Genomic DNA, 21,168 nt, shown 5'->3' with positions numbered 1-21,168 from the left:
TTTGCTGATGAATATGTTGTCCCGGCTCATTTGCGAGCCGCGGGTTGATGTCGTGTTCGCCGATGGAACGCTCCATTCGGCCGGGCGAGGGTCGGCGCCCGCGATCACCTTGCGTATCGCCGACCGTGAAACCGAGTTCAGATTGGCGCTCGATCCGGAGCTCGCTCTGGGCGAGGCGGTGATGGATGGCCGCGTCATCGTCGAGCGCGGCACCATCTACCAATTGTTGGAAACCCTGGTCCGGGGCCTGTCGCGACAGCCGCCTTCGGCCTGGGCGAGTGGGCTGAGCCGGCTGCGCACCGCGATCAGGCGGCTGAAGCAGCACAACACTCCGGGCTGGGCCAAGCGCAACGTCAGTCATCACTATGACCTGAAGAGCGAGTTCTTCCGGCTCTTCCTCGATGCCGACCAGCAATATTCCTGCGCCTTCTTCGAGCATCCGGGTGCGACGCTCGAAGAAGCCCAGGCCGCTAAGAAGCGCCGCATCGCGGCGAAACTGGCGCTGAAGCCGGGCCAGCGCGTGCTCGACATCGGCTCCGGCTGGGGCGGGCTTGGTCTCTCGATCGCGAAGGAGACCGGGGCGAAGGTTACCGGCATCACCCTCTCGGAGGAGCAGCTGACGGCTTCCAGCAAGCGGGCGGAGGAATCGGGGCTGCCGGTCGAGTTCCGCCTGCAGGATTATCGCGCCGTGACCGAGCGTTTCGACCGCATCGTCTCGGTCGGCATGTTCGAGCATGTCGGCGTCGGCTACTACCGCGACTACTTCCGCAAGGTCCGCGACCTGCTCGAGGATGACGGCGTCGCGCTGATCCACACGATCGGCCGCAGCACCCCGCCGGGAGCGACCAATCCCTTCATCGCCAAATACATCTTCCCCGGCGGCTATATCCCCGCTTTGTCGGAAGTCACGGCGGCGGTGGAGAAGGAGGGGCTGATCGTCACCGATGTCGAGGTGCTGCGCCTGCATTATGCCGAGACGCTGAAGGCCTGGCGCGAGCGCTTCCTCGCCCATCGCCAGGAGGCGGTGGCGATGTATGACGAGCGCTTTGCACGGATGTGGGAGTTCTATCTCGCCGCATCCGAGGCGAGCTTCCGCCATGACGGCCTCGTCGTCTTCCAGCTCCAGCTCGCCAAGCGCCTCGGCACGCTGCCGATGACGCGCGATTATATGAGCGAGAACGGCAGGGCGGCCGAGGAGCCGGTCTCGCTGCCCATGGAGCGGCCGAAGGCAGCGCTCCTTCGCTGAGCAAAGCCGCTCAGGAGGCCCAGGGGTCGAGCAGCCTGAGCGGCAGATCGGCGAAGTCGCGGGTGTTTCGGGTCACCAATGTGAGGCCGTGAACCAGGGCCGTCGCCGCGATCAGCGCATCGGCGGTGTCGCGTGTCCGCCCGGCGGCGATCCGGCCCCAGGCGAGGGCGATTTCTGTGGTGATGGGTAGCGTGTTCGCAGCGAAGAGGTCGCGGGTCTCGCCGAGCCAGTGCTGCAGCCGAGCCGAGAAGATGTCGTCTCTCGATGCCGCCCGTCTGATGCCCTTTTCGATCTCACCCAACGAGATCACACTGATGAAAAGCTCTTCCGATGCCTGGGCTTCGAGCCACTGGCGCACCGGCGGACGCATCCGACGCAGCTCCGACACGGTGTTAGTATCGAGCAAGTACATCAAAGCTCGATGTCGCGCCCAAAGTCCTTCGGACGGTTGAGAATGTCTTCGACGAAGTCGTCAGGCCACGGTGGTTCCTCGAGCAGGTGTTCGATAAAGTTCTTCTTCGGTCGGGTCGGTTGCGCGTTCCGAAGTCGTTCGAATTCGGCCTCGGCGATCACAACGACCGACGGTTCGCCGCGCACCGTCACGCGTTGCGGCCCTTCGGTCTGCGCCCGCCTGATCACTTCGCTGAACTTCGCTTTCGCATCCTGCAGGGCCCAGGCCATGAATATCTCCTGACCAGTCTGACTAGTCAGAAAGATGGCCCTGCTCCGGTCTATCGTCAACCATCTGCCCCTTGTCCTTTTTGGACCTTGCCGATCGTCTCTAGCCCGGCGCCGGCCCAATATAGCGGGCGCGCGGGCGGATCAACCGGCCGGTCTCGTTCTGCTCCAGCGCATGGGCGAGCCAGCCGGTGCAGCGTGCCGCGGCGAAGATCTGGAACGGCGCCGTCTCCGGCAGGGAGAGCTTGGCAGCCAGCGCCGACAGGGCGAAATCGATGTTCGGCTCTTCGCCGGTCAGTGTCGCGATGGCGGTCTGCGCTTGAGCATAAGCCATCGGCGGCTCGAACGCCGCGAACAGCGCGCGCGCCCGGGGATCGCCATCGGGATAGAGCGGATGGCCAAAGCCGGGCAGCTTGGCGCCGGCCTCCAATCTCGCGGTGATCGCGGTCTCCAGCCCGTCGCGCTCGATCTCCCGCATCAGCGCCAGCACGCGCGGCGCGACACCACCATGCGAGGGGCCTGACAACGCCGCGAGCCCCGCCAGCGCGCAGGCGGCCAGCGAGGCGCCGGTCGAGGCGGTGACGCGCGCCGCGAAGGTCGAGGCGTTGAGCTCATGGTCGGCGAGCAGGACGAGCGCCCGCCGAACGGGCTCGGAGCCATCAGCCTCGCAGCCCCAGGCACGCGCCAGCCGGGCATGGATCGGCCCTTCGCCCGGCCCGCCGGCGATGGCGTCGACCAGCGTGTCGAGCACGGCGGCGGCTTCGAGATAGAGCGCCTTCTTGGTGCGCCCGACCATCGGCCGGTCGGTCGCGGTGCGGGCTGCGATCACCGCGAAGACACGCGCCAGCGGCTCGCCCGGCGGCACGATCGTTGCCAGAGGTGGGAAGCGTTGCGTGCCGCAATCCCAGAGCAGGCGCGCAATGTCCTCCAGCTTGGCGCTCTCGGCGAGGCGCGCCGCATCCTGGCCGCGATACCAGAGACCGCCGCGCTCGATCGTGGTGATGCTGGAGGAGAGCACCGGCTCGCCATAGGCGATCGCATCCTCGGCGATCGCGGCCGGGCGCCGGCCGCGCGCCTTGCGATGCTCCAGCCGGGCGACGTCCTCGGCCCGGTAGAGGCTGCGGCGCGAATCCTCGCCGTCGCCGCGCGCTTCGATCAGCCCGCGGCTGACATAGGCGTAGAGCGTCTGCGGCTTCAGGCCGAGCCGCGCCATCGCCTCCTGTGCGGTCAACCAGTCCTGCATAGCCCCTCCACCAGATATATTGATTATATTGTTCAAGATTGATTGTTGCAATGCGGAAGCCGATTTTCGAGACGAACGCTTTTGAGGAGTTCCTGACATGTCCGATGGTCTCGATGACGTCGTCGCCGCCCATACCGTGCTCTCGGAGGTCGACGGGGCTGCCGCTCGCCTGGTCATCCGCGGCCACAGCCTTGCCGAGCTTGCCGGCCGCACCAGCTTCGAGGAGATGGCGGCGCTGATGTTCGACGGCTTGCTGCCAGGCCTGCCGCGCGACAACGAGTTGCCGGCCGCGCTGGGTAAGGCCCGCGCCGATCTCTTCGGCATCGTCGAACGCACCGCGCTCTCGGCCGATCTCGGGCCGGTCGAGGCGGTTCGCGGTTGGACCGCGCAGATCGCCGATGGCGAGGGCGCCGACACCGCGTTGAAGCTGCTCGCCGCGCCGGCTGTCTTCACCGCTGCCGCGGTCCGCAAGCAGCGCGGTCTTGCCCCGATCGCTCCCGATCCCGCGCTCTCGCAGGCGGCCGACACGCTGCGCATGCTGCGTGGCGAGGTGCCGACGCCGGCGCAGGCCGCGGCGCTCGACACCTATCTCGTCACCGTCGCCGATCACGGCCTCAACGCCTCGACCTTCGCCGCGCGCGTCGTCGCCTCGACCCGGGCCGGGCTGGTCTCGGCCGTGCTCGCCGGCATCAGTGCGTTGAAGGGCCCGCTGCATGGTGGCGCGCCGGGACCGGTGATCGAGATGCTCGATGCGATCGGCGAGCCGGCCAATGCCCGCGCCTGGCTGGAAGATGCGCTCGACAGAGGCGAGCGCCTGATGGGCTTCGGCCACCGCATCTATCGCGTCCGCGATCCGCGCGCCGATGCGCTGAAGCAGGCGATCGCCAAGCTCGGCGCCGATGCGGGACGTCTGCGCCATGCCGAGGCGGTCGAGCAGGCGGCGCTCGCCATCCTGCGCGAGCGCAAGCCCGGCCGCTCACTCGAAACCAATGTCGAGTTCTACACGGCATTCCTGCTGGAGGCGCTCGGCTTCCCGCCTGAGGCCTTCACCTGCGTCTTCGCGCTCGGCCGCACCACCGGCTGGCTCGCCCATGCCCGCGAGCAGATCGAGACAGGCCGCCTGATCCGGCCGCAATCGGTCTATGTCGGCCCGCAGCCGCGGCAGGCGGCCTGAAGGACACGCGCGGGATCCCCTCTCCTGTAAGGAGAGGGGTAGGGGTGAGGTGTAGGCCCTGGGACCAGCGCCGCGAATGCTGACTGCGCGGATGGGTTGAGGCTCGCGATATCCCTTCCGAACACCTCACCCTGCCCTCTCCTTTCAGGAGAGGGTTCCCCGCGGCTCCATCGTCAGCCAAACCGCGTAGAGTTCCGCAACATCGCTGCTCACGGAAAGCTCAACGCGCCCCGGCGCATCCAGTACCGCGCTGTCGCCGGCGGTGAGCACCGCGCCGTTCACCTGCCAATCGCCCTTGCGGGCGACCAGCACCAGCAGGCCTTCGTTCGCGGTGAGCGAACCGGCGCCAGACAAGCGCTCGACCCGGTGCCGCCAGCGGCCACGCCGGCTCATCACATTGAGATCGTCGATCGGCCCATCGACCAATTGCCCATCGACCGCCCGGTCGGCGGCGAAAGGGTAGGGCGCGCTGCTACGATCGAGCCTGACCTGCTCGCCATCGCCGAAGGCCAGCGTGATGCCGGCCCCGGTAAGCACCGACAATGTCCGGTCGATCCCCGGGAAGGACGAAAACGGTCCGTCCTGCCCGACATGGGCCATGCTGATCCGCCAGTCGAAATCGTCGAGCGAGGCGCCCTCCGGCGCCACCGCGATCTCGGTGGTCGTCCCGCCGCCGTTCTTCCACGGCATGACCAGGCAGTCGGCGGCGCGGATGATGCGCATGGAACGATCCTTCGAATTCAAGCAGCCACCCTTGTCTTTCCGGGGCTCCGCGTAGCGGAGAACCCGGAACCCACGACCGGGCGAGGCCGGCCCGGTCAAGGCGTCACACCCAGTCGTGGCTTCCGGGTTCGCCCTTCGGGCGCCCCGAAATGACAATGGGGTTCCTCAGCCCAGGATGCCGGGCAGGTTCAGCCCCTTCTCCCGGGCGCAGTCGAGCGCGATGTCGTAGCCGGCATCGGCATGGCGCATCACGCCGGTGGCCGGGTCGTTCCAGAGCACGCGCGACAGGCGGGCGGCTGCGTCATCCGTGCCGTCGGCGCAGATCACCACGCCCGAATGCTGCGAGAAGCCCATGCCGACGCCGCCGCCATGATGCAGCGAGACCCAGGTCGCGCCTGACGCCGTGTTGAGCAGGGCGTTGAGCAGCGGCCAGTCGGAGACCGCGTCCGAGCCGTCCTTCATCGCTTCCGTCTCGCGGTTCGGCGAGGCGACAGAGCCGGAATCGAGATGGTCGCGGCCGATTACCACCGGCGCCTTGAGCTCGCCGGTCCGGACCATCTCGTTGAAGGCGAGGCCGAGCCGATGGCGGTCGCCGAGGCCGACCCAGCAGATGCGCGCCGGCACGCCCTGGAACGAGATGCGCTCGCGCGCCATGTCGAGCCAGTTGTGCAGGTGCTTGTTGTCGGGCAGCAGCTCCTTCACCTTGGCGTCGGTCTTGTAGATGTCTTCCGGGTCGCCGGAGAGCGCGGCCCAGCGGAACGGTCCGATGCCGCGGCAGAACAGCGGGCGGATATAGGCCGGCACGAAGCCCGGGAAGGCGAAGGCGTTCTCCAGCCCCTCGTCCTTGGCGACCTGGCGGATATTGTTGCCATAGTCGAAGGTCGGGATGCCCATGTCCTGGAAGGCGATCATTGCCTCGACATGCTCGCGCATCGAGGCGCGTGCCGCCTTCTCGACGGACTTTGGATTGCCCTCGCGCGCCTGCCGCCACTGGCCCATGGTCCAGCCCTTCGGCAGGTAGCCGTTGACCGGGTCATGCGCCGAGGTCTGGTCGGTGACCATGTCCGGCCGGATGCCGCGGCGGACCATCTCGGGCAGGATCTCGGCGCAGTTGCCGAGCAGGCCGACCGACTTCGCCTCGCCGTTCTTGGTCCAGTGCTCGATCATCGCCAGCGCCTCGTCGAGGCTCGAGGCCTTCTCGTCGAGATAGCGGGTGCGCAGGCGGAAATCGATCGAGTCGGGGTTGCACTCGACGGCAAGGCAGGAGGCGCCGGCCATCACCGCGGCGAGCGGCTGGGCGCCGCCCATGCCGCCAAGGCCGCCGGTCAGGACCCATTTGCCCTTGAGATTGCCGCCATAGTGCTGGCGCCCGGCCTCGACGAAGGTCTCGTAGGTGCCCTGCACGATGCCCTGGGTGCCGATATAGATCCAGGAGCCGGCCGTCATCTGGCCGTACATCGCGAGCCCCTTCTTATCGAGCTCGTTGAAATGGTCCCAGTTCGCCCAATGCGGCACGAGGTTCGAATTGGCGATCAGGACGCGCGGCGCATCCTTGTGCGTGCGGAACACGCCGACCGGCTTGCCGGACTGGACGAGCAAGGTCTCGTCGGCCTCGAGCTGCCGGAGCGCCGCGACGATGCGGTCGAAATCCTCCCAGGAGCGGGCGGCGCGGCCGATGCCGCCATAGACCACGAGCTCCTGCGGGTTCTCGGCGACATCAGGATGCAGGTTGTTCATCAGCATCCGCAGCGGCGCCTCGGTCAGCCAGCTCTTGGCGCTGAGCTCGGTGCCGGTGGCGGGGCGGATGACGCGGGTATTGTCCAGGCGGGTCATGGCTTCGTCCGTTCGAGCTGGGTGGCGGCCGCGAGCGCGGCCTCGATCATGGCGGAGAGGGTGGCTTGCAGGCTGGCGGCCTTGCCCGGGTCGAAGGCCCAGGGCGCGGCCTCGTCGTCGAGATAGGCGGAGAGCGCGATCTCCATCTGGAGCGCGTGCACGTGCTCGGCCGGCTGGCCGTAATGCCGGGTGATCCAGCCGCCCTTGAAGCGGCCGTTGACGACCTGGGTGAACGGGCCGCCGGCCATCGCAGCGGTGGCTGCAGCTTCGACGGCGGGCGCGGCGCTGGCGCCGGAATTCGTGCCGAGATTCAGCGTCGGCAGCGTGCCCGGAAACAGGCGCGGGATCATCGACTTGATCGAGTGGCAGTCCCAGAGCAGGCAGAAGCCGTGCTGCGCCTTGGCGTGCGCAATCTCGGCGGCGAGGGCGTCGTGATAGGGCCGGAAATAGGCCTCGCGCCGGCGGGCGATCTCGGCTTCGTCGGGCGCGGCCTGCCAGATCGGCGCGCCGTCGAAGGTCGTGGTCGGCACCAGCTCGGTCGTCGCCTGGCCGGGATACAGCGAGACGCCGGCCGGGTCGCGGTTGAGGTCGATGACGAAGCGCGAGAGCTGCGCCTCGACGATGGTCGGCTGGAAGCGCTCGGCGAAGCCATAGAGCTGGCGCATATGCCAGTCGGTGTCCTCGACCAGTTTTCCGCGCGCATTGAGCTGCGCCGCGACCTCGGCCGGCAGGCCGGTGCCCGGATGCGGCATCGACAGGACCAGCGGCGAAGAGCCGCGCGTGACGGAGACGATATCAGTCATGCCCGGCCTCCAACGTCATGCTCGGCCTTGTGCCGAGCATCCACGTCTTGATCACCACCCCCGATCGATGAAGGCGTGGATGGTCGGGACAAGCCCGACCATGACGGGAAAGGTGAGTTCCTCACGCTCCGAATTCCCCATAGCTGTCGACGCCGGCGGCCTTGCCGAGTGCGCCCGAGAGCACGAGCTCCGTCGCCGCTGCGAGGTCGGGCGCGAGATACCGGTCTTCGGTCAGCGGCGCGATTTTTTCGCGGATCAGCGCCAGTACCGGCTCCAGACGCGGCGAGGTCTTCATCGGGCGGTGGTGCTCGATCGCCTCGGCGGCGGCCATCAGTTCGACCGCGATGATGCTGGCAGCATTCTTCGCCATCTCGATCAGGCGGAAGGCACCATGCGTCGCCATCGAGACATGGTCTTCCTGATTGGCCGAGGTCGGGATGGTGTCGACCGAAGCCGGATAGGCCCGCTGCTTGTTCTCCGAGGCGAGAGCAGCCGCGGTCACCTGCGCGATCATGAAGCCGGAGTTGAGGCCGGCATCGCGGGCGAGGAAGGGCGGCAGGCCGCTCATGACGGGATCGACCAGGAGCGCGATCCGGCGCTCGGCGAGATTGCCGATCTCGCAAGTTGCCATCGCCAGCATGTCGGCAGCGAAGGCGACCGGCTCGGCGTGGAAATTGCCACCCGAGACGATCTCGCCGGGGCCGAGCACCAGCGGATTGTCGGTGACGGCATTGGCCTCGATCGCGAGTGTCGCAGCGGCATTGCCGAGGAGGTCGCGTACCGCGCCCATCACCTGCGGCTGGCAGCGCAGCGAATAGGGGTCCTGCACCTTGCTGTCGCCGAAGCGGTGGCTCTCACGGATCTCACTCTCGGCGATCAGCTCCAGCAGCAAGGCCGCGACCTTGATCTGGCCGGGCTGGCCGCGCAGCTGCTGGATGCGCGGGTCGAATGGCGTGTCGGAGCCCTTCAGTGCATCGACCGAGAGCGCGCCGGCGATCAGCGCCGCATCGAAGACGCGGGCGACGCTGGCGAGGCCGGCCAGCGCCAGCGAGGCCGAGACCTGCGTACCGTTGATCAGCGCGAGACCTTCCTTGGCGCCGAGCGCGAGCGGCGCCTGGCCGATACGCTTCAGCGCCTCGGCGGCCGGCAGGACTTCGCCCTTGAGGCGGATTTCGCCAACGCCCATCAACGCCGCGGTGAGATGGGCGAGCGGGGCGAGATCGCCGGAAGCGCCGACCGAGCCCTTGGCCGGCACCACCGGCAGGGCGCCGGCCTTGAGCGCGCCGACCAGCGCCTCGACCACGACGGGGCGGACGCCCGAGGCGCCGCGCGCCAGGCTGGCCGCCTTCATCGCGAGGATCAGCGCGACGACCTCGTCCGGCAAGGCAGGGCCGGTGCCGACCGCATGCGACAGGATGAGATTGCGCTGCAGGGTGGCGAGATCGTTGTCGGCGATGCGGACGCTGGCGAGCTTGCCGAAGCCGGTATTGACGCCATAGGTCACGGTGCCGGCGGCGACGATGTCGTCGACGATCGCCTGCGCGGCGGCGATCGCGCCGGTGTCGGAAAGAGCGACGGTGGCGCCGTCGATGACATGGCGCCAGTCGGCGAGGCGGGCCTTGCCGGGGGTGAGCGAGAGCGTGGTCATTGTCCGTTCCGGATGCGGGTGTGAAGCGGGTTGAAGCCGATGCGGTAGGCGAGCTCGGCCGGGCGCTCGATCTCCCAGATGGCAAGATCGCAGGCCTTGCCGGCTTCCAGCGTGCCGATCTGGTCCTGAAGGCCGAGGGCGAGCGCCGCATTGCGGGTCATGCCCGCCAGCGCCTCCTCAGGCGTCAGGCGGAACAGGGTGCAGCCCATGTTAATGGTCATGAGCGGCGAGGTCAGCGGCGAGGTGCCGGGATTGGCGTCGGTGGCGAGCGCGATCGGCACACCATGCTGGCGCAGCAGCTCGATCGGCGGCTTCACCGTCTCGCGCAGGAAATAGAACGCGCCGGGCAGGACGACGGCGACGGTGCCGGCCCTGGCCATGGCGATGACGCCAGCTTCGTCGAGATGTTCGAGATGGTCGGCCGAGAGCGCGCCGAAGCCGGCGGCCAGTGCCGCGCCGCCGAGATTGGAGAGCTGCTCGGCATGGATCTTGACCGGCAGCCCCTTGGCCTTGGCCGCGGTGAAGACGAGGGCCGTCTCCTCCGGCGAGAAGGCGATGCCCTCGCAGAAGACATCAACGGCGTCGGCGAGCTTCTGCTCGGCTATGGCGTCGAGCATCGGGCCGCAGACGAGATCGACATAGTCGCCCTGCCGGCCCTTGAACTCGGCCGGCACGGCATGGGCGCCGAGGAAGCTGGTCTGGACGCCGACCGGGCGCTCGCGGCCGAGCCGGCGGGCGACGGCGAGGACCTTGACCTCGCTGTCGATGTCGAGCCCGTAGCCCGACTTGATCTCGACCGTGGTGACGCCCTCGGCGATCAGCGCCGAGAGGCGCTTGTCGGCGCTGGCGAAGAGCTCGTCCTCGCTCGCCGCGCGGGTCGCCTTGACTGATGAGACGATGCCGCCACCGGCGCGCGCGATCTCCTCATAGCTCGCGCCCTTCAGACGCAATTCGAACTCGTGGGCGCGGTCGCCGCCATAGACGAGATGGGTGTGGCAGTCGATCAGGCCGGGCGTGATCCAGCGGCCTTCGCAGTCGGTCACCTCGGCGTTGCCGAAGCCGGGCGCGTTGCTGCGCGGGCCGACGAAGACGATGCAGCCTTCCTGAGCGACGACGACGCCATTCTCTATCGCGCCATAGGGCGTGCCGGTATCGGCTACCATGGTCGCGAGCCGCGCATTCGTCCACACTCGGTGGCTGGGGGAAGGGGTCGCCGCCACGTCGCCTCCTCTCGACTTCGTCTGCTTTGAGATTATGCTAGACAATTGCATATGCAAATAGCAAGCTCGATTTGCATATGCAAATAAAAAGGAAAGCCGCGTGACCGGACACACGACCCTGCACCTCGCCCAGGCGCTGCTGCCGGAGGGCTTCGCCGAGAACGTCTCGCTGACGCTCGATCAAGGAGTGATCATGTCGGTCGCGGCAGGGCAGGCGGCTCCTGCGGGCGCAACGAAGCTGTCAGGCCTGGCCTTGCCCGGCCTGCCCAATCTGCACAGTCACACCTTCCAGCGCGGCATGGCGGGCCTGGCCGAGCGCCGCGGCGCCTCAGAGGATTCGTTCTGGACCTGGCGCGAGGTGATGTACCGCTTCCTCGACCGGCTGAGCCCCGACGATGTCCAGGCGATCGCGGCGCAGGCCATGGTGGAGATGCTGGAGGGTGGCTTCACTGCGCTCGCCGAGTTCCACTACCTCCATCACGACAAGGACGGCGCCGCCTATGCCGACATCGCCACCATGGGCGGGGCGATCGCTGCGGCGGCCGAAGAAGCCGGCATCGGCCTGACCTTGCTGCCGGTGCTCTATCGCTACGGCAATTTCGGCAAGGCGCCGGCCGCGGCGGGACAGCGCCGCTTCCTCAACGACCGCGACGCCTATGCCCGGCTGATCGAGGGCAGCGAGAAGGCGGTCGCCGCTCTTCCCGATGCCCGCGTCGGCATGGCGCCGCATTCGCTGCGCGCGGTGGCGCTCGAGGACCTCAACTGGATCGCTGAGCTCCGTCAGCACGTGCCGCTGCACATCCATGTCGCCGAGCAGACCCGGGAGGTCGAGGACAGTCTCGCCATCACCGGCCGGCGGCCGGTCGAACTGCTCATGCAGAATACCGCAGTGAACGAGCGCTGGTGCCTGATCCATGCGACGCATCTCAGCGATGCCGAGCGCGACGCCATGGCCCTCTCCGGCGCGGTCGCGGGCCTATGCCCGATCACTGAGGCCAATCTCGGCGACGGCATCTTCGACGGTGTGCGCTACCGGGCGAAGGGCGGGCGCATCGGCGTCGGCAGCGATTCCAATGTCGAGATCGGCGCCGGCGGGGAATTGCGCGTGCTCGAATATTCGCAGCGCCTGCGCGACCGGCGTCGCGCGCTCTGGGCTGAAGCTGGCGTCTCGGCCGGCCTGCGGCTCTGGACGGATGCCTGCGCCGGCGGCGCCCAGGCTTGCGGGCGCAGGATCGGCGCGATCGCCGTCGGCCGTCGCGCCGATCTCGTCACCCTCGATGGCGAGCATCCCGCGATCGTCGGCAAGGCCGGCGATCTCGCGCTCGACAGCGCGATCTTCGCCGCGCCTGCCTTGCCGGTCGCGGAGGTGATCGTTGGTGGAAAGCCTGTGGTCAGCGGCGGCCGGCACATTGACCGCGCCCGCATCGCTGCCCGCTATGGCCAGGTGATCCGCAACCTCCTCGCCTGAACGACAGGGAGCCATGAGCGCACCTCAGATCGACGCCGTGACGCTGGACGGAGCCGGGCCGCTCTACGACCAGATTCGCCGCGCCATCCGCGATCTGATCCTGGCCGGCACCTGGCCGCCGGGAACAGCGGTGCCGGCCGAGCATGCGCTGATGGAGAAGCTCGGCGCCTCGCGCATGACCGTGCACCGTGCGCTGGCGCAGCTCGCTCGCGAGGGCTTGATTACCCGCCGTCGCCGCTCGGGCACGATCGTCGCGAGCCCGCCGGCGAGCCACGCCATGCTCGACATCCTCTCGATCCCGCAGGAGGTTCGCGAGCTCGGCCAAATCTATAGCTACCGAATCCTGCAGAGGAGCAACGGTAAGGCGTCGCGCGATCTCGCCACCCGCTTCGAGCTCGGGCGCTCCGCCAATGTCGCGCATCTGACCTTGCTGCATTTCGCCGGTGGCGCGCCGCATGTGCTGGAAGACCGGGTGATACATAGCGAGACCATCCCGCAGGTCACCGACGAGAGCTTCGCCGAAACTCCGCCTGGCGACTGGCTGCTGCAAAACAGCCTGTGGACGCAGGCCGAGCACGCGATCAGCGCCATCGCGGCCGACCCGCAGGAGGCGGAGCTTTTGAAGATCGATGCCGGCGAGCCTTGTCTGCTGGTCGAGCGCCGGACCTGGAACCAGGCCGAACCGATCACGGCGGTGCGACTGCTCTATCCCGGCGGCCGCCACCGCTTCGTCGGCCGCTTCGGACCTTACGGCAGCGTTTGAGGCGAGCGGCGGGGATGGCCCGCCGCTCGCGATAGTGTTGCGATCAACATTCGTAGCGGACGCGTCGGCCCCATTCGTCGCGGCCGACGCAGACACGCCTGGGCGAGGTCGCGTCGCCAATGATGGCGCCGCCGACGCCGCCGATCGCCGCACCCGCCAACGCCCCGCCGGCCCGGCCGGTCGCGGCGCCGCCGATCAGCGCGCCAGCGCCGGCGCCGATCAGGGCGCCTGTCGCGGTTCGCTCTTCGCGCGGGGTACAGGCGCCGAGCGCAGCTACCGCGGCGGTCACCAGAAGAAGTTTCCTGATCATCGCTGTTTCCTTCCCTTGAAAGCCGACGGCTTCGCTACGAGACATCAAGATCGCTGTCGTGGTGTGCCGCGGATAGATTGCTCGGCAGCGCCAGTTGGCGCTCGTTCGCCGCCTGAATCGTGCCGGCCGGCGCCGCACGCTCGATCGATCCTCCAACCGGACGAGCCGGCTTTTGTTCCACGGGCCCGCCATCGGCCCCGCTGCAAAGGCTGCCTCAACGGCGCGGGGCAGCCGCGGAAAACCCTCTCGAGACCATGCGATTTTTGTCGGTGGCGGAGGGAACCCGGTCGCGTCCGTCGGGTTGATGGGACGAGGCCGCTCGAAGGTTGGCCTCGCAGGCTATTCATGGAGGGACCGATGAGTGCTACGATGACCGCAGCCTCTCACGCCGCAAACCCGCTGATCGCTGGAGCGCGCGTCGCCGGTACCGAGGTCTACAATACCGCCGGCGAGCATCTCGGCTCGATCTATGATGTCATGCTCGACAAGGCGACGGGTAAGGTCGCCTATGCGATCATGTCCTTCGGCGGCTTCCTCGGCCTCGGCGAGAAGTATCACCCGATCCCGTGGAGCATGCTCGATTACGATGTCGAGAAGGGCGGCTATGTCGTGCCGCTGACCCGCGAGAAGCTCGAGGCAGCTCCGATGTACGGGGCCGATGGCGAGCCGGACTGGCACGACAAGGAGTACGGCAAGCGCGTGCACGATTACTACGGCACGATGCCCTACTGGATGATGTGAGAGCGCGCCTCAGGGCCGGCGTTCCACACAAAGGCGCAACTCGCGGCGGTCGCTATCCCCCCAGCCGGATCGTCGTGATTGCGTGGTGCGGGCCGAAAGGTCCGCACCTTTTTTATGCGCGCCTGCTCCCCATGGGCGGGGAACCTCGGGTGACGCCGCGCGTCATTGAGTGCCGGCCGGGGAGTTCCCCGCCGCGGCGGGGCGGCTCCCATCGCGCAGCGTCGAGGTCATCATGCACATCCGTTACGGCTATCGCATCGAGCTCGTTTGCGAGCAGCCAACCGCCTTGCTCACATTGCTCGACGTCCACCCCTCGCGCCGCCATGATCTGATCCGGCCCGACGAGATGCGTGTGACCCCGCTGCGCGGCCCGGGCCGGCCGATCGCGCTCAGCCAGCATCTCGACCCGTTCGGCAACATCTGCCGCCGCCTCGTCGCGCCGGCGGGGGGCGTGAGGATCGCCTGCGAGGGCCTCGTCCATGACCATGGTGCACCGGACAATGTCGATCTTTCAGCCAGTGAAGTCGCTCCAGCGGAGCTGCCCGACGCGGTCCTGCCCTATCTGCTCGGCAGCCGCTATTGTGAGACCGACCGGTTGGCGGATACGGCCTGGAGTCTGTTCGGCCAGGTCGAGCCGGGCTGGGCCCGCGTGCAGGCCGTGACCCAGTTCGTCCACAACCATGTCAGCTTCGGCTATGCCTTCGCGCGCAACACCCGCACCGCCGCCGAGACCTTCAACGAGCGTATCGGCGTCTGCCGGGACTTCGCCCATCTCGCGATCACCCTGTGCCGCTGCCTCAACATTCCGGCGCGGTATTGCAACGGCTATCTCGGCGATATCGGCGTGCCGCCCGACCCGGCGCCGATGGACTTCAACGCCTGGTTCGAGGTCTGGCTCGGCGGGCGCTGGCACACCTTCGACGCCCGGCACAACCGCCGCCGCATCGGCCGCATCGTCATCGCGCGCGGCCGCGACGCCACCGACGTTCCGATGCTGACCTCGTTCGGCCCGCACTGGCTGCAGCGCTTCGAGGTTGTCACCGAAGAGGTCGAGGACGAGCCGGTGCAGGCCGTGTCGGCGATGTCCCGCCTTGTTCCCGCCAAGAGGGACGCCCATATCGCCGCCTGATGGCGAATGTATCGGACCCGTTGCCCGTGCTCGAAACGCAGGCGCAGCAGCGCTGCTTCCGTGTCATCGCCAATGCGCGCGCCGGCGCGGTGCTGGAGGCGGGCGCCGACGTCTTTGCGCAGCGCATCGCTGCGGCGTTCGAGGTCGCCGGTTGCCGGGCTGCGGTCGAAGTGGTGTCGCCACGCCAGTTGCAGGAGCGCTTGCGGGCCGCGGTCGCCGACGAAGCCGTGACCACCGTCATCGCCGGCGGCGACGGCACCATCAACGGCGCCCTGCCGGTGCTGATCGGCTGCAACAGGCCCGTTGGCGTGCTGCCGCTCGGCACGGTCAACGTGCTCGGCCGCGACCTCGGCCTCGTCGGTACGCTGGAGGAGCAGATCACCGCGGTCTGCCAGGGCGAGCCGGTCGCGATGGATCTTGGCAGTGTCAACGGCCGGCTGTTCCATTCGATTTCCGGCATGGGCTTCTTCAGCCTGATGGCGCGCCAGCGAGAATATGCCCGCCGCCGCTTCCCGTTCAGCCGCCTCGTCGCCTTCCTCTTCGCCGCGACGCGCTCGATCCTGTTCACCCATGCGATCCGGATCGAGATGGAGATCGCCGGCGAGCGCCGCCAGGTCCAGGCCGATGCGGTCCTCGTCACCGTCAACCAGTTCGACGGTGCCGAATGGCGCCGTAGCCGTCTCGATGGCGGCGAGTTCGAGGTGCACATCCTCGACACCGGGGGGCTGCTCTCGCGGGCCAAGGCGGCGTTCTCGATGCTGACCGGCAGCTGGCGAAGCTCCCACAACCTCGTCTCGCTGACCGGCACGGCGGTGACGATCATCCGCCGTGACAAGCGCCGGGGCCATGTCACCTTCGACGGCGAGGTCGAGCGCGGCGCCAGTCCGTTCGCCTATCGCCTGCTGCCGGGCGCGTTGCAGGTGATCGCCGCCCGGCCGACCGAGCCCGAGCCTCTGCCCTATCCAGCCGAGTACCAGTTCCCCTCATGAGGCCTTCGATGTTCCTCCTCCAGCCGCGCTTCCTTCTGCCCGTCGCGGCGATTTTCGGTTTCATCGGCCTGGCCTTTTATGTCGTCTCCGACGGCAGTTCCGCGCTCGACAGCGCGCTGGTGATGCTGTTCCGCGACCCGGCCAACCCCTCCATACCGATCGGCCCTGCCTGGTTCCGGGAGATGATGCGCGACCTGACCGCGCTCGGCAGCTTCATCGGGCTCGGCATCGCCACCGTGATCGCGGTCTTGACCTTGCGGCTCTGCGGTCACCGCCCACTGGCTATCGGCCTTCTGGCCAGCGTCGTGCTGGCGACGGCGGCGAGCACCGTGCTGAAGCTCGCCTTTGGGCGCGAGCGCCCTGATATCGTCGAGCATGCCGCGCTGACCTTCACCGCGAGCTTCCCGAGCGGCCATGCCTTCCTGGCGGCGGTGGTGCTGCTCAGCATCGCCGGTTTCGTCGGCATCGCCTCGCGTCGCGCCGATATCGCCCGGCTTTGCCTGTGGGTCGCCTGGACCCTGATGATCGCGATCGGCCTAAGCCGGGTCTATCTCGGCGTGCACTGGCCGAGTGACGTACTCGGCGGCTGGTGCCTGGGTGTCGCCTGGTCGAGCCTCGCCACTTACCTGATCGGCCGTGTTGCAGCCCGGACGGAGGCCAATCTCGCGCAGGCTGTCGCCGCACGGAGCGAGCCTGTTGCCTGAGGGAGCCGGAACCGGGCGCTGGCGTCGGCGTTGATGGGAGCGCCGTGCCGGCGCGCCTGCAACGGAGTTCCTGATGACGCTGTCCCGCAATACGCTTGTTCTTCTGGTCGCTCTGCTCGTTCTCGGCCTCGGGGCCGTCAGCTACGCGCTCTATCAGGAGAAGAAGCAGCCGGAGGGCGTCGAGATCTCGGTCGGCAAGAACGGCCTGTCGATCAAGGAGAAATGAGCGGGCCGGCCGGCGCCGCTCCGGAGCGGATGTTCGGTTCAGGCTGCTTGAAGGGTGTCATCGACGACGCGGTCTCGGCCGGCACGCTTGGCCCGGTAGAGCGCGTCGTCAGCCCGCTTCAGCAAATGCCGCAGGGAGCAGTCGGGGCCCGCCGATCCCCAGACCAGGCCGATGCTGACGGTTGTCCTCAGCGGCTCGCGGCCTTTGACGGGAACTCGGAGGCGGGCGCAGCCGTCGCGCAGCCGCTCGGCCAGCGCCAGTCCAGCCGCCTGCGTCAGGCCCGGGGCCATGATCGCGAACTCCTCGCCGCCGATCCGCCCGAACAGATCGTCCGGCCGCAACCGGGCCGAGATATGCTCCGCCAGACTGACCAGCACCTCGTCCCCGACCGCGTGGCCGTACTCGTCGTTGATCAGCTTGAACCGGTCGACATCCAGCATCAGCAGCGCAATGGGGCGGCGGGCCGTGAGGTTCTGTCCCAGAGCGGCTTCGCTGCGCGCCAGGAAGGCACGGCGCGACAGGGCCTTGGTGAGTGAATCTTGGTTGGCGGCCTGGTCGAGCTCGGCCAGCAGGCCGGCGCGGGCGGCGTTGATCACTGCCACCATGATCGGCCCGAGCGAGAACAGGGCGACGCCGAAGCGGTGCGAGGTCAAGGCGGCTGCATAGTCGGCAGTGCCCGGCGTGAGCTGTGCGAGCAGCACCGTGCATTGCCACAGGCCGAGCCCGAAGGTGAGCAGGGCCGTCGGGAACACGCCATAGCTCAGCGCGCACCAGAGGATCGCCGGAACCGGAATCGCGATCGCGGCCGATCCGCCGATCATGGTGCCGGCGAGAATCGAGGCCAGCAGCGCCGCGACCGGCTGGAGTCTACGGCTCCAGCCGGAGCGCAATACCGGGCTCGCCGCCAGGCGCTTGGCAATCGGCGCGAACGGTGGCGCGGTCAAGACCACGGGCAGGACGACGAGATTGCTGGCGAACTCGCTGGTTAGGACGAATTCGAAAGCCTGCAGCGGGGCATAGCCGAAATAGAGGACGAGGCTGCCGCAGCTGACGCAGGCGGCCACAACGGCCGTGGCGAAGGAGATCAGCAGCAGGAACAGCAGCGATGGCGGCTGCTCGAGCCTGCGGTCGCACTCACTGATCCGCTGGAACAGCCGATATCCGACAAAGGCATCGGTCAGGTTGCCGGCGGTCAGCCAGAGGGTGACGCCGATGCCGCCGCCCATGGCGAAATCGGCGGCGAGATAGCCCACCGTGGCGCCAATCCAGCCGAGCGGCCCGGCCCAGCCGGGATTGCGCACCATCACGCCCATCAGCAGGGCGTTGGCCGGCCAGAAGGTGGAGAGGAAGCCGAGCGGTCGGGTGAGATGGCCGAACAGCGCTGCAGTGAAGACGATGCCCGCGACCAGCGCCGCTGCACGCCAGGGCGGCATCGGCGATGAAGCCTGCTCCTGGTTGCGGTCCTGTTCGGAGAAGACGATGCGGGCAAGCTTCATTGCCGTGGAGCAAACCAGACAAAGGTGAAAGCAAGCTGAAATGGCCGGCGCAAAACTGCGCCGAACCACCTCTCCCGGGCCCGCCACCGGCTTGCTGCCGCGCGGTGTGCCTGGCCGTAGGCTGAGCGTCAGCTCTCGAAGGCGAGCGCGAGATGCTGCTCTGCCCGGGAGCTCACCGAGCAGAGCCTGGAGGTCGCGTCCGCATCGATCATCAGCGCGATCCTGTCCGGGATCTTCGCGGTGCTGATGACATGGACCACCGCCGTGTCCGCCGAGAGTTGCCGCACTGTGCATCTGACGGCTATACGGCTGTTGTTGAAGACGATACGCCCGGCCTTGAGGACGCTCCGGCCTTGGGCGAACTCCTTGGCCAATGCCGGTCGGCCGGCTTCGCCCGCTGCGGATCCTATCTTCGTGGCCAGCGACAGGCGCCTGAGTTCCAGGACCTCCATCGCCAGAGCGCCGAGATCGGCCAGGATCTCCTGGTCTCGCGGGCTGAAGCTCCGAGGCCGCGGATCGATGGCGCACAAGGTCCCGATCGCATGTCCTTCGGGGCAGCGGAGCGGGATGCCGGCGTAGAAGCGGACATGCGGCTCGCCGGTCACGAACGGGTTGTCTCGGAAGCGCTCGTCGGCGACGGCATCGGTCACGATCAGCGAGGTCGGCTGCTGGATTGCGATATTGCAGAAGGCCGGTCCCCGGTCGGTTTCGCAGGTCGCCATGCCCTGCTGTGATTTGAACCATTGGCGGTGACCGTCGATGAAGCTGATGGTCGACATCGACACGCCGAAGATCCGCCTGGCCAGCCGGGTCAGGCGGTCGAAGGTTTGCTCGGGCGGCGTGTCGAGCACGTCATAGCGTGCGAGCGCATCGAGACGCGCCTGCTCGCGAATCGTATCGAAGCCCGGAGAGCGATAAGGCGGCGGTGTCTGCACGCGGGCATCTCACACCGCAAAGCTTACAATTCGGCAAAGCGCTCGGTTCAAAACCCACTCGCCGTCCAGCGCATCGCATGCGCTCACGGCGGGGCGTTCATCGCCATTCATCGGCCAACCCGCATGGCCTTGCCGACCTAAACCGGTTAAGACCGGCTCCTCCTTCGGTTAGGCAAGTTCGGTCAAGCAAGAGGTTTTGCGATGAATGCTCCCTTCAAGAACCTGATCGCCGGCGAATGGGCCGGCTCGCAGAACGCTTCGCGCAACATCAACCCCTCCAACACCAACGACGTCGTCGGTGAGTATGCGCAGGGCTCGGTCGAGGACCTGAACAATGCCGTCGCCGCCGCCAAGGCCGCCTTCCCGGCCTGGAGCCGCACCACGCCGCAGGAGCGCTACGAGGTCCTGAAGAAGGCCTCGGACGAGATCCTCGCCCGCAAGGACGAGCTCGGCCGCCTGCTGTCGCGTGAAGAGGGCAAGACCCTGCCGGAAGGCATCGGCGAGGCCACCCGCGCCGGCCAGATCTTCGCTTTCTTCGCCGGTGAGTGCCTGCGCCTGAACGGCGAGAGCATCCCCTCCGTGCGCCCGGGCGTCGGCGTCGAGGTCACCCGCGAGCCGGTCGGCATCGTCGGCATGATCACGCCCTGGAATTTCCCGATCGCCATCCCGGCCTGGAAGATCGCCCCGGCGCTGGCCTACGGCAACTGCGTCGTGATCAAGCCTGCCGACCTCGTCCCCGGCTCGGCCTGGGCGCTGGTCGACATCATCCAGCGCGCCGGCCTGCCCAAGGGCGTGCTCAACCTGGTGATGGGCCGCGGCTCGGTGGTCGGCCAGGCGCTGCTCGAGCACAAGGACGTGCACGCGATCAGCTTCACCGGCTCGGTCTCGACCGGCCGCAAGGTCGCCGCCGCCTGCATCGCCGGCAACCCGATGAAGAAGGTCCAGCTCGAAATGGGCGGCAAGAACCCGCTCGTCGTGCTCGACGACGCCGACCTCAAGGTCGCCGTCGAATGCGCCGTCCAGGGCGCCTTCTTCTCGACCGGCCAGCGCTGCACGGCCTCCTCGCGCCTGATCGTCCAGGCCGGCATCCATGACCGCTTCGTCGAGGCGGCGATCGAGCGCCTCAAGGGCGTCACCGTCGACGACGCGCTTAAGGCCGGCACCACGATCGGCCCGGTCGTCGACCAGAGCCAGCTCGATCAGGACCTGAAATATATCCAGATCGCCCGCGACGAGGGCGGCAAGCTCGCCTGGGGCGGCGAACTGCTCAACCGCGAGACCCCCGGCTTCTACCTGCAGCCGGCGCTGTTCACCGAGACGACCAACGCCATGCGCATCTCGCGCGAGGAGGTCTTCGGCCCGGTCGCCAACGTCATCCGGGTCAAGGATTACGAGGAGGCGCTCGCGATCGCCAACGACACCGAGTTCGGCCTGTCCTCGGGTATCTGCACGACCTCGCTGAAGCATGCGACGCATTTCAAGCGCAATGCCGAGGCCGGCATGGTGATGGTCAACCTCGCCACCGCCGGCGTCGACTACCATGTGCCGTTCGGCGGCCGGAAGGGCTCAAGCTACGGCCCGCGCGAGCAGGGCGCCTATGCCCGCGAGTTCTACACCACGGTGAAGACCTCCTACACGCTCGCCTGAGCCGGGCGTCATCCAGGACTATCGGGGCCGCGCCGCAAGCGCGGCCCTTTTCGTATTGCTCTTCGGTTTGTTCTTCTCAGCCCTCATCCTGAGGAGCCGCGAAGCGGCGTCTCGAAGGATGCTCCAGGATGCTCGCGAGACCACTGGAACATCCTTCGAGACGCGAGCTGTGCTCGCTCCTCAGGATGAGGG

The 21,168-nt window shown here is 67.9% G+C and carries 21 protein-coding genes; 10 read left to right on the top strand and 11 right to left on the bottom strand.

Translation table 11 applies throughout. The features are described 5' to 3' along the window. The first annotated feature begins 52 nt into the window (after positions 1 to 52). Positions 53 to 1,246: an SAM-dependent methyltransferase gene (locus tag BMZ69_RS06450; protein ID WP_244543233.1), complete on the top strand. Its 1,194-nt coding sequence runs from the start codon at positions 53 to 55 to the stop codon at positions 1,244 to 1,246. Between the two features lie 10 nt (positions 1,247 to 1,256). Here the strand turns inward: BMZ69_RS06450 and BMZ69_RS06445 are convergent, their stop codons facing one another. The 3 genes from BMZ69_RS06445 to BMZ69_RS06435 all read right to left on the bottom strand — a co-directional run bounded on the left by BMZ69_RS06445 (position 1,257) and on the right by BMZ69_RS06435 (position 3,167). Next, positions 1,257 to 1,658, bottom strand: coding sequence for a type II toxin-antitoxin system VapC family toxin (locus BMZ69_RS06445; protein WP_092155736.1), 402 nt, complete (start codon positions 1,656 to 1,658; stop codon positions 1,257 to 1,259). Beyond that, positions 1,658 to 1,927 (bottom strand): type II toxin-antitoxin system Phd/YefM family antitoxin, encoded by a 270-nt coding sequence (locus BMZ69_RS06440; RefSeq protein WP_092155735.1) that lies wholly within the window; start codon positions 1,925 to 1,927, stop codon positions 1,658 to 1,660. Before BMZ69_RS06440 ends, BMZ69_RS06445 begins: the two co-directional genes overlap by 1 nt. Before the next feature lie 100 nt (positions 1,928 to 2,027). Next, positions 2,028 to 3,167 (bottom strand): citrate synthase family protein, encoded by a 1,140-nt coding sequence (locus tag BMZ69_RS06435; RefSeq protein ID WP_092155734.1) that lies wholly within the window; start codon positions 3,165 to 3,167, stop codon positions 2,028 to 2,030. 97 nt (positions 3,168 to 3,264) lie between these two features. Here BMZ69_RS06435 and BMZ69_RS06430 point away from each other — a divergent pair, with 97 nt between their 5' ends. Continuing rightward, entirely contained in the window at positions 3,265 to 4,341 is a 1,077-nt protein-coding gene (locus BMZ69_RS06430; RefSeq protein WP_092155733.1) for a citrate synthase/methylcitrate synthase, read from the top strand. Positions 4,342 to 4,485: 144 nt separating this feature from the next. Here the strand turns inward: BMZ69_RS06430 and BMZ69_RS06425 are convergent, their stop codons facing one another. The 5 genes from BMZ69_RS06425 to hutI form a co-directional block, all read right to left on the bottom strand. After that, entirely contained in the window at positions 4,486 to 5,064 is a 579-nt protein-coding gene (locus BMZ69_RS06425) for a HutD/Ves family protein (RefSeq protein ID WP_092155732.1), read from the bottom strand. Positions 5,065 to 5,229: 165 nt separating this feature from the next. Next, the gene (hutU, locus tag BMZ69_RS06420) at positions 5,230 to 6,897 is read right to left on the bottom strand and encodes a urocanate hydratase (RefSeq protein WP_092155731.1); all 1,668 of its coding nucleotides are present in this window, start codon (positions 6,895 to 6,897) and stop codon (positions 5,230 to 5,232) included. Then, positions 6,894 to 7,700 carry an N-formylglutamate deformylase gene (hutG, locus tag BMZ69_RS06415; RefSeq protein WP_092155730.1) on the bottom strand — a complete coding sequence of 269 codons (807 nt, stop codon included), beginning with the start codon at positions 7,698 to 7,700 and terminating at the stop codon, positions 6,894 to 6,896. Before hutG ends, hutU begins: the two co-directional genes overlap by 4 nt. A gap of 121 nt (positions 7,701 to 7,821) precedes the next feature. Then, positions 7,822 to 9,348 carry a histidine ammonia-lyase gene (gene hutH, locus BMZ69_RS06410; protein WP_092155729.1) on the bottom strand — a complete coding sequence of 509 codons (1,527 nt, stop codon included), beginning with the start codon at positions 9,346 to 9,348 and terminating at the stop codon, positions 7,822 to 7,824. Then, complete coding sequence (gene hutI, locus BMZ69_RS06405) at positions 9,345 to 10,511, bottom strand: imidazolonepropionase (RefSeq protein ID WP_244543231.1); 1,167 nt, start codon at positions 10,509 to 10,511, stop codon at positions 9,345 to 9,347. Before hutI ends, hutH begins: the two co-directional genes overlap by 4 nt. A gap of 157 nt (positions 10,512 to 10,668) precedes the next feature. Between hutI and BMZ69_RS06400 the strand changes: the two genes are divergently transcribed. Together BMZ69_RS06400 and hutC are read left to right on the top strand one after the other, a co-directional pair. After that, positions 10,669 to 12,036, top strand: coding sequence for a formimidoylglutamate deiminase (locus BMZ69_RS06400; RefSeq protein ID WP_092155727.1), 1,368 nt, complete (start codon positions 10,669 to 10,671; stop codon positions 12,034 to 12,036). Positions 12,037 to 12,049: 13 nt separating this feature from the next. Further along, complete coding sequence (hutC, locus tag BMZ69_RS06395; protein ID WP_092155726.1) at positions 12,050 to 12,799, top strand: histidine utilization repressor; 750 nt, start codon at positions 12,050 to 12,052, stop codon at positions 12,797 to 12,799. Between the two features lie 43 nt (positions 12,800 to 12,842). Here hutC and BMZ69_RS06390 read toward each other — a convergent pair whose 3' ends face one another. After that, positions 12,843 to 13,109, bottom strand: coding sequence for a glycine zipper domain-containing protein (locus BMZ69_RS06390; protein WP_092155725.1), 267 nt, complete (start codon positions 13,107 to 13,109; stop codon positions 12,843 to 12,845). A 369-nt stretch (positions 13,110 to 13,478) separates the two neighbouring features. Between BMZ69_RS06390 and BMZ69_RS06385 the strand changes: the two genes are divergently transcribed. From BMZ69_RS06385 to BMZ69_RS31510, 5 genes are all read left to right on the top strand, one after another. Continuing rightward, complete coding sequence (locus BMZ69_RS06385; RefSeq protein WP_210187997.1) at positions 13,479 to 13,850, top strand: PRC-barrel domain-containing protein; 372 nt, start codon at positions 13,479 to 13,481, stop codon at positions 13,848 to 13,850. A 232-nt stretch (positions 13,851 to 14,082) separates the two neighbouring features. Continuing rightward, complete coding sequence (locus BMZ69_RS06380) at positions 14,083 to 14,979, top strand: transglutaminase-like domain-containing protein (RefSeq protein WP_092155723.1); 897 nt, start codon at positions 14,083 to 14,085, stop codon at positions 14,977 to 14,979. After that, entirely contained in the window at positions 14,979 to 15,968 is a 990-nt protein-coding gene (locus BMZ69_RS06375; RefSeq protein ID WP_092155722.1) for a diacylglycerol/lipid kinase family protein, read from the top strand. Before BMZ69_RS06380 ends, BMZ69_RS06375 begins: the two co-directional genes overlap by 1 nt. Positions 15,969 to 15,976: 8 nt before the next feature. Continuing rightward, positions 15,977 to 16,672: a phosphatase PAP2 family protein gene (locus BMZ69_RS06370; RefSeq protein WP_175506681.1), complete on the top strand. Its 696-nt coding sequence runs from the start codon at positions 15,977 to 15,979 to the stop codon at positions 16,670 to 16,672. A 73-nt stretch (positions 16,673 to 16,745) separates the two neighbouring features. Further along, the gene (locus BMZ69_RS31510; RefSeq protein WP_175506680.1) at positions 16,746 to 16,898 is read left to right on the top strand and encodes a hypothetical protein; all 153 of its coding nucleotides are present in this window, start codon (positions 16,746 to 16,748) and stop codon (positions 16,896 to 16,898) included. Positions 16,899 to 16,936: 38 nt separating this feature from the next. On the opposite strand, the gene BMZ69_RS06365 is transcribed toward BMZ69_RS31510, so the two are convergent. Then, positions 16,937 to 18,394 carry a sensor domain-containing diguanylate cyclase gene (locus BMZ69_RS06365; protein WP_092155720.1) on the bottom strand — a complete coding sequence of 486 codons (1,458 nt, stop codon included), beginning with the start codon at positions 18,392 to 18,394 and terminating at the stop codon, positions 16,937 to 16,939. Between the two features lie 128 nt (positions 18,395 to 18,522). After that, a complete protein-coding gene (locus BMZ69_RS06360) occupies positions 18,523 to 19,329 on the bottom strand; it encodes a GAF domain-containing protein (protein WP_092155719.1) in 807 nt (268 codons plus the stop codon). A gap of 201 nt (positions 19,330 to 19,530) precedes the next feature. Between BMZ69_RS06360 and BMZ69_RS06355 the strand changes: the two genes are divergently transcribed. Beyond that, on the top strand, positions 19,531 to 20,976 hold the full coding sequence (locus tag BMZ69_RS06355; RefSeq protein ID WP_092155718.1) for an aldehyde dehydrogenase family protein: 1,446 nt from the start codon (positions 19,531 to 19,533) through the stop codon (positions 20,974 to 20,976). The last annotated feature ends 192 nt before the right edge of the window (positions 20,977 to 21,168 follow it).

The organism is Allobosea sp. CRIB-10 (genome assembly GCF_900112185.1).
Lineage (GTDB): Bacteria > Pseudomonadota > Alphaproteobacteria > Rhizobiales > Beijerinckiaceae > Allobosea.
The sequence above is the reverse complement of the archived record's forward strand: the minus strand, read 5'-3'. Positions and strand labels throughout refer to the sequence as shown.

What these genes read in the sequence shown, in the direction of transcription:
- BMZ69_RS06445 (WP_092155736.1), bottom strand. Translation starts at nt 1,658, where the DNA reads ATGTACTTGCTCGATACTAACACCGTGTCGGAGCTGCGTCGGATGCGT.
- BMZ69_RS06440 (WP_092155735.1), bottom strand. Translation starts at nt 1,927, where the DNA reads ATGGCCTGGGCCCTGCAGGATGCGAAAGCGAAGTTCAGCGAAGTGATC.
- BMZ69_RS06435 (WP_092155734.1), bottom strand. Translation starts at nt 3,167, where the DNA reads ATGCAGGACTGGTTGACCGCACAGGAGGCGATGGCGCGGCTCGGCCTG.
- BMZ69_RS06430 (WP_092155733.1), top strand. Translation starts at nt 3,265, where the DNA reads ATGTCCGATGGTCTCGATGACGTCGTCGCCGCCCATACCGTGCTCTCG.
- BMZ69_RS06425 (WP_092155732.1), bottom strand. Translation starts at nt 5,064, where the DNA reads ATGCGCATCATCCGCGCCGCCGACTGCCTGGTCATGCCGTGGAAGAAC.
- hutU (WP_092155731.1), bottom strand. Translation starts at nt 6,897, where the DNA reads ATGACCCGCCTGGACAATACCCGCGTCATCCGCCCCGCCACCGGCACC.
- hutG (WP_092155730.1), bottom strand. Translation starts at nt 7,700, where the DNA reads ATGACTGATATCGTCTCCGTCACGCGCGGCTCTTCGCCGCTGGTCCTG.
- hutH (WP_092155729.1), bottom strand. Translation starts at nt 9,348, where the DNA reads ATGACCACGCTCTCGCTCACCCCCGGCAAGGCCCGCCTCGCCGACTGG.
- hutI (WP_244543231.1), bottom strand. Translation starts at nt 10,511, where the DNA reads ATGGTAGCCGATACCGGCACGCCCTATGGCGCGATAGAGAATGGCGTC.
- hutC (WP_092155726.1), top strand. Translation starts at nt 12,050, where the DNA reads ATGAGCGCACCTCAGATCGACGCCGTGACGCTGGACGGAGCCGGGCCG.
- BMZ69_RS06390 (WP_092155725.1), bottom strand. Translation starts at nt 13,109, where the DNA reads ATGATCAGGAAACTTCTTCTGGTGACCGCCGCGGTAGCTGCGCTCGGC.
- BMZ69_RS06385 (WP_210187997.1), top strand. Translation starts at nt 13,479, where the DNA reads ATGACCGCAGCCTCTCACGCCGCAAACCCGCTGATCGCTGGAGCGCGC.
- BMZ69_RS06380 (WP_092155723.1), top strand. Translation starts at nt 14,083, where the DNA reads ATGCACATCCGTTACGGCTATCGCATCGAGCTCGTTTGCGAGCAGCCA.
- BMZ69_RS06375 (WP_092155722.1), top strand. Translation starts at nt 14,979, where the DNA reads ATGGCGAATGTATCGGACCCGTTGCCCGTGCTCGAAACGCAGGCGCAG.
- BMZ69_RS06370 (WP_175506681.1), top strand. Translation starts at nt 15,977, where the DNA reads ATGTTCCTCCTCCAGCCGCGCTTCCTTCTGCCCGTCGCGGCGATTTTC.
- BMZ69_RS31510 (WP_175506680.1), top strand. Translation starts at nt 16,746, where the DNA reads ATGACGCTGTCCCGCAATACGCTTGTTCTTCTGGTCGCTCTGCTCGTT.
- BMZ69_RS06365 (WP_092155720.1), bottom strand. Translation starts at nt 18,394, where the DNA reads ATGAAGCTTGCCCGCATCGTCTTCTCCGAACAGGACCGCAACCAGGAG.
- BMZ69_RS06355 (WP_092155718.1), top strand. Translation starts at nt 19,531, where the DNA reads ATGAATGCTCCCTTCAAGAACCTGATCGCCGGCGAATGGGCCGGCTCG.